The sequence below is a fragment of the Paracoccus sp. UBA889 genome (assembly GCA_002294185.1).
Taxonomy (GTDB): domain Bacteria; phylum Pseudomonadota; class Alphaproteobacteria; order Rhodobacterales; family Rhodobacteraceae; genus Paracoccus.
The window spans coordinates 34,975-41,400 of the sequence record DBFD01000025.1 but is presented as its reverse complement, the minus strand read 5'-3'; the positions used below and the strand labels follow the sequence as shown (position 1 = coordinate 41,400).

Genomic DNA, 6,426 nt, shown 5'->3' with positions numbered 1-6,426 from the left:
GGCGATCCGCATGACGAGACGGTGGTGCCGTTCCGGCGCGGCCGGACGGCGCCGGCGGGTGATCTGTGGGGCAGGGCGCGGCAAATCCTGGCGGCCGAGGATCCGGCCCTGTTCCAGGCCTGGCTGGCGGGGCTGGCCGATGGCGGGGTCGAGGCCGGATGCCTGATCCTGACCGCGCCCAGCCGCTTTCACGCGACCTATGTGCGCACGCATCTGCTGGGCCGGTTGCAGATGGCGGTGCGCCGCGCCGATGCCTCGGTCGCACAGGTGCGGGTGCTGGCCGGGTAGGGGCACCGGCGCGGCAGCCTATCGACAAGCAGGGCGGGTCAATTTAGGTCTCGGCTTTTAGGGATCGTCGGGGGACCGGTTCGCCACGGGCGATGACCGGGGGCCGGCCAGGTCCGCGCTTCGGACCGACACAGAGACGCCGCGATGGATCATCCTGCCTGTTCCGCGATCGGCAGAAGACATCAGATGACCGCCAGATGCGAGGGGCGCCGCCATGACCACACCCAGCAAGCCGTCGAAAGGCAAGGTCACGGCCTCGGCATCGCATCGCGCCTATGACATGCTGCGCGACCGGCTTTTGCGTTTCAAGTTCATGCCGAACCAGAAGATAAACGAAAATCTGCTGGCCGACGAGCTGAGGATCAGCCGGACGCCGTTGCGCGAAGCCCTGAACCGCCTCGCGGCCGAGGGGCTGTTGGTCAGCAGCGGCCGCGGTCTTTCCATTCCCGGCCTGGAGCCGGAGGTCGTTTTCGACCTGTTCGAGGCGCGGCTGGAAATCGAATGCGCCACGGTCCGAATGGCCTGCGAACGCGCCACGGACGCGGACCTTGCCCGCATGTCCGATTTTCTCGAATTGAGCATGGCGGAATCGCCCGATGCGTCGGTTGACAGGCTGATCGAGCTGGATCTGCATTTTCACGACACCATCGCCAAGCTGGCGGGCAACAAGGTGCTGCGACAGACCCTCTGCAACCTCAACGACCGTATTCACCTTATCCGCTGGATCGCCATGGAAGGCCGGCGTCAGGGCACACAGGCCGAACACCGCCGGATCCTCGACCATATGCAGGCCCGCGATGACCGGGCGGCGATGGCAGGAATGAGAGAACACATTCTGCATCGCAACGAAGACATCCTTGCCGCGATCAAGGCGGCCTACGGGCATGTCTACACGCTTTCGACCGGCTAGCGCAGCCGGCCCGGCAAGATGGGATCCGCCGCCCGAGGGGGACGATACGCATGGCATCAGAGCATCCCCGGGCGCCATGCCCGCAGATGGCGGCTTGACCCGATGAAACCGGCTGTGCATGGTGTCTTGTAGACATCGATGTATACAACGAAGGCTTCAAGCGGCGCGGCGGGTGGAAGCGGAGGGACGGTCCTGGACAACAAGCTGAATGGTGCCGAGGCGATGGTCCGGATGCTTCAGGCCCACGATGTCAGGCACATCTTCGGATTATGCGGCGATACCAGCCTGCCGTTCTATGACGCGATGCATCTGCTTGACCACGATATCGAACATGTCCTGACCCGCGACGAACGCAGCGCGGGGTACATGGCCGATGGCTATTCCCGGGTGACGGGCCGCCCCGGCATCTGCGAAGGTCCATCGGGCGGCGGCGCCACCTATATCCTGCCGGGACTGATCGAATCTTCCGAAAGCTCCATCGCGACGCTGGCCATCACCAGCGATATTTCGGTCTCGACCTACGGCAGATACCCGCTGACCGAAGTGGATCAGGAGGCCCTGATGCGCCCCCTGACCAAGTGGAATACCGTCATCCGGAAGGCCGAACACATCCCCCGCATGGTCCGGGCGGCGTTTCGTGCGATGACGACGGGCCGGCCGGGTGCGGCGCATCTGGGTTTGCCCTATGATATTCAATACGATCCGGTGGATTCGTCGGACATCTGGGCGGATCGCGGGCTTGCGACCTATCCCGCCTATCGCACGGGTCCCGAGGCCGAGGCCGTCGAAGCGGCGGTGGATGCAATCCTTTCGGCCCGCAAACCGCTGATCGTCTGCGGCGGTGGCATTGTCGTTTCCGGCGCGATGGACGAACTGGACCGTCTTGCGGGGCGTCTGGACATCGCCGTGGCCACGTCGATTTCGGGTCAGGGCTCGCTGGCCGACACGCATGATTGCGCGCTTGGCGTCGTGGGCTCGAACGGAGGCACCGACGAGACCTGGGAAATGATGCAATCGGCCGATCTCGTCGTTTTCATGGGGTGCCGCGCGGGTTCGACGACCACCGCCCGCTGGGAGGCCCCGTCGCCGGGCACGCGGATCGTCCATTTCGATGTCGATCCGATGGCGATCGGGGCCAACCTTCCGACCGAGGTCGGCGTCGTGGGGGATCTGCGGGTGGCGCTGGCCATGGCCAATGCCCAGCTTGACCGCCGCGGGCAGGGCGGCGCGACCTTTGGCGGTGCGGCGGCCGTGGCCGACATCAAGCGCCGCAAATTCGCGATCTTTGACAGGATCGCCGCCGAGGACGCCCGACCGATCCGCCCCGAGCGCGTGATCGCCGCCCTGATGAAGGTGCTTGCCCCGGATGCGACGGTCGTCTCGGATCCCGGAACGTCGTGTCCCTATGCATCGGCCTATTACCGACAATCGCTGGCGGGTCGCCGTTTCATCACCAACCGCGCGCATGGCGCGCTTGGCTATGCGCTGTCGGCATCGCTGGGCGCGTGGTTCGGCCGGCCATCGGGCAAGACGGTCGCGCTGATGGGGGACGGGTCGTTCGGATTCACCTGCGGCGAACTGGAGACGGTCTGCCGGTCGCGCGCGCCCATCACCTTCGTCGTCTTTTCCAACGCAAGCTACGGCTGGATCAAGGCAAGCCAGAAGGATGACAAGGGCGGCCGCTACTACAACGTCGATTTCAGCGGCGTGGATCAGGCCGCGGTGGCCGCCGCCTATGGGGTGAAATCCTGGCGGGTGGAAGACCCCGCCGATCTGGAATCCGTGCTGGCCAAAGCGGTGGCGCATGACGGTCCGACGCTTGTCGATGTGGTCGTGCAGCCGCTGGAGGAATCGAACGCGCCGGTGCGCCGGTGGATGGGATGAGGGTCTGGCCGACCGGGCCGAGACGGCAACATCGCGCGATCGGCGGGGGCTGAGCGAAAGGAGGACGGGATGAGGGCTGATGTCACGGCGGCCGCTGACCGGCCTCTGGGCCGGGCGCGCGGGCGAGGGCTTGCGACCCGGCTGGTTGCGGGCGACGATCCTGCATTCTTCGGCGCAAAGGGATTTCGCTGATGTCCGACCCGATCCGACCGTTCGGCGCGCCCGGAACCCATCTCGCGACGGGCGGCAAGGCCATCTATGGCGCGCCCCTTGGCATCCTGATGCTGGAGGCGCGTTTTCCGCGCGTCTACGGAGAGATGGGCAACGCCCTGACCTGGCCGTTCCCGGTGATGTACCGGATCGTGCGGGGCGCCACCCCGGACCGCGTGGTCTGCGACGCAGCCCGTGGTCTTCTGGACGACTTCATCGCTGCCGCCCGCGATCTTGTCGATCTTGGCGCCGAGGGCATCACGACGAATTGCGGCTTCCTTTCGATCTTTCAGAAGGAACTGGTCGAGGCGGTCCGGGTGCCCGTCGCAACCTCGGCGATGATGCAGGTGCCGTGGATCGACGCGGCTTTGCCACCGGGCAGGCGCGCAGGGATTGTGACCATCAATGCGCCGGGCCTGACGATCGCGCATCTGGAGGGCATAGGGGTGCCGGCCGATACTCCGATCCGCGGCACCGAGAACGGCACCGAGTTCTTTCGCACCATCATCAGGGCCGAAAAGCAGGATCTCGATCTGGCGCTGGCCTGCGCGGATGTCGTCGCGGCTGCGCAAGACCTTGTCGCGCGACATCGCGAAGTCGGCGCCATCGTCCTGGAATGCACGAACATGTCGCCCTACAGCACCGCGGTCCGGGCGGCCACCGGACTGCCGGTCTACGACATCTATTCCCTGGTCACATGGTTTCACGCGGGGCTGCGGCCACGCGATTTCAGCACCGCGCCGAAAGCGCCCGCATGAGCGCGACGACCCGCAGGAAGGAGCCCGAGCCCGATGGCTGACGACGACATCATGGAAACCCGCAGGGAGGGGTGTCTGGTGCTGACGCTGAACCGCCCGGCACGCCTGAACGCCTGGACCGAAGCGATGCGCGCCCGGCTGGTGGAACGGCTGACGGCGGCGGCTTCGGATCGCGGCGTGCGCTCGGTGGTGCTGACCGGCGCCGGCGACCGGGCCTTCTGCGCCGGGCAGGATCTGGACGAGCTGGGCACATTCGATACCGGCAGGGCCGAGGAATGGATCGACGGCTTCGCCCGACTTTACCGCGCGCTTGGATCGCTGCGGGTGCCGGTGGTCGCGGCGCTGAACGGTGTCGCCGCCGGGTCGGCCTTTCAGTTCGTGCTTCTGACGGATATCCGGATCGGCCATTCGGGTGTCCGCATGGGGCAGCCCGAAATCAACTCTGGCATCGCCAGCATCACCGGGCCCTGGATCATGCGCGAGATGCTGGGCCTGTCCCGGACGGTCGAACTGACGCTGAGCGGGCGACTGATGAAGGCCGACGAGGCGCTTGGCCTGGGCGCGATCCATGAGATCGTCGAACAGGACCAGGTGCTGGAACGGTCCATCGCCGTGGCGCAAGAGCTTGGCGCGAAGCCCCCGACAGCGATGAGCCTGATCAAGCAACGGCTTTTCGAAGTCCTCGAGCCCGGACTGGATGAAGCGATCGCCGCGGCAAAGCGGTATCACCGGCTGTCCTTCGAATCCGGCGAGATGCATGCCGGGACGCGAAAGTTTCTGGGCAAACGCGGCAAGGGCTGAACAGATGTCCGCACCCCCCGCCCCGTTGCAGCCCCCTTTCGCAGGCACCCTTGGCACCCTGCTGCGCGATCGCGCCCTTGCGGCACCCGACAGCACGCTGCTGATCCATCGGGGCGCGGCGATCAGCGTCGGCGCCCTCGCCGCGGCCGCCTTGCAGCAAGCGGCCGATCTGGGCGCGCAGGGCATCGCCGCCGGCGACCGCGTGGTCACGATGCTCGACCCCGGTCCGGACCATGTCGCGCTGGTCCTGGCGCTGGCCCTGGCCGGCGCCGTCTGGATCCCGCTGTCGCCCGAGGCCCGCGGACCGTCGCTGGTCCATGCGCTGGCGGTGGCGACGCCGAAGCTGATCCTGGCCGGCGCCGGGGCCGTGGCCAATCTGCGCGCCGCCGACACGGGGCAGACAGGCAGGATCGTGGAATTCGAGGCAAGCGGCTGGGGCGGCGTTCCCACCGATCCACCGGCCCTGGAACCGCCGGACGATCCCGATGCGCATCGGGCAATCCTGTTCACCTCGGGCACGACCGGACCGCCCAAGGGCGTCATCGTGACCGAGAGGATGCTTCTGGCCTCGGCTGCGGGCTGCGCGATCGCCAGCGACTGCTCGGTCGGCGCCGGCTATCTGATGTGGGAGCCGATGCACCATATCGGCGGGCCGCAACTGCTGATCGCCGCGCTTGCCTGTCAGGCGCGGCTGGTGCTGGTGCCCCGGTTCAGCGCCAGCCGGTTCTGGGATCAGGTGCGCCGCCACGACGTGACCCGGATCCATTATCTGGGCGGCATCCCCGAGATCCTGCTGCGGGCGCCGCCATCGGCCGGGGACCGGAACCACGCCGTGACACTTGGCTTCGGGGGCGGCTGCCGGGCCGATATCCGGCGCGCATTCCAGTCCCGTTTCGGGGTTCCCCTGCGCGAAGTCTATGGCATGACCGAGGCATCCAGCTTTGCCACCATCAACCTGGACGGCACCGAAGGGGCCATCGGCGCGCCCGTTCCCTGGTTCGATGTCGAATTGCACGATGCCTCGGGCCATGTCCTCGACGGCGCGGCCACCGGCCAGATCGTGGTGCGCGAACGTCAGGCCGGGCTGCTGACGCCCGGATATCTCGGAGATCCGCAGGCGAGCGCGAAACTGCTGAAGGATGGCCGGTTGTTTACCGGCGATCTGGCCCGGCGGGATCGTGACGGACATCTCTACTTTCTGGGGCGGACGACGGATTCGCTGCGCCGCCGGGGCGAGAATATCTCGGCCTGGGAGGTCGAGACGGCGCTGGCCGCCCATCCCGACATCGCCGAGATTGCCGTCACCGGCGTGCCATCGCGGATCGGGGACCATGATATCCTGTGCCATGTGCTGCTGCGCGAGGGGGTCGACTACGATCCGGCGGCACTGGCCGCGTGGAGCCGCGAGAACCTGCCCCGGCCGCATGTGCCGCGATACTGGAAACGGGTCGAGCGGTTCGAACGCACGCCCAGCCAACGCATCCGCAAGGGTCTGCTGGATCGCGACATCACGCGCGCTTTCGATCTTGGAGACAGATGACACCGACCGGCCGCCCGAAACCCGAATGTCGCAAC

The 6,426-nt window shown here is 67.0% G+C and carries 5 protein-coding genes and 1 pseudogene; all 6 read left to right on the top strand.

The window, feature by feature from the left end; all coding sequences use genetic code 11:
- A pseudogene (locus tag B4L36_RS04240) lies at positions 1 to 288 on the top strand (hypothetical protein); the annotation flags it as partial.
- A 214-nt stretch (positions 289 to 502) separates the two neighbouring features.
- The gene (locus B4L36_RS04235; protein WP_292952861.1) at positions 503 to 1,198 is read left to right on the top strand and encodes a GntR family transcriptional regulator; all 696 of its coding nucleotides are present in this window, start codon (positions 503 to 505) and stop codon (positions 1,196 to 1,198) included.
- 138 nt (positions 1,199 to 1,336) lie between these two features.
- Entirely contained in the window at positions 1,337 to 3,082 is a 1,746-nt protein-coding gene (locus B4L36_RS04230) for a thiamine pyrophosphate-binding protein (RefSeq protein ID WP_292952858.1), read from the top strand.
- A 191-nt stretch (positions 3,083 to 3,273) separates the two neighbouring features.
- Entirely contained in the window at positions 3,274 to 4,050 is a 777-nt protein-coding gene (locus tag B4L36_RS04225) for an aspartate/glutamate racemase family protein (protein ID WP_292952855.1), read from the top strand.
- 33 nt (positions 4,051 to 4,083) lie between these two features.
- Positions 4,084 to 4,851 (top strand): enoyl-CoA hydratase/isomerase family protein, encoded by a 768-nt coding sequence (locus tag B4L36_RS04220; protein WP_292952852.1) that lies wholly within the window; start codon positions 4,084 to 4,086, stop codon positions 4,849 to 4,851.
- A gap of 4 nt (positions 4,852 to 4,855) precedes the next feature.
- Positions 4,856 to 6,391: an AMP-binding protein gene (locus B4L36_RS04215; RefSeq protein ID WP_292952849.1), complete on the top strand. Its 1,536-nt coding sequence runs from the start codon at positions 4,856 to 4,858 to the stop codon at positions 6,389 to 6,391.
- Positions 6,392 to 6,426 lie beyond the last annotated feature (35 nt).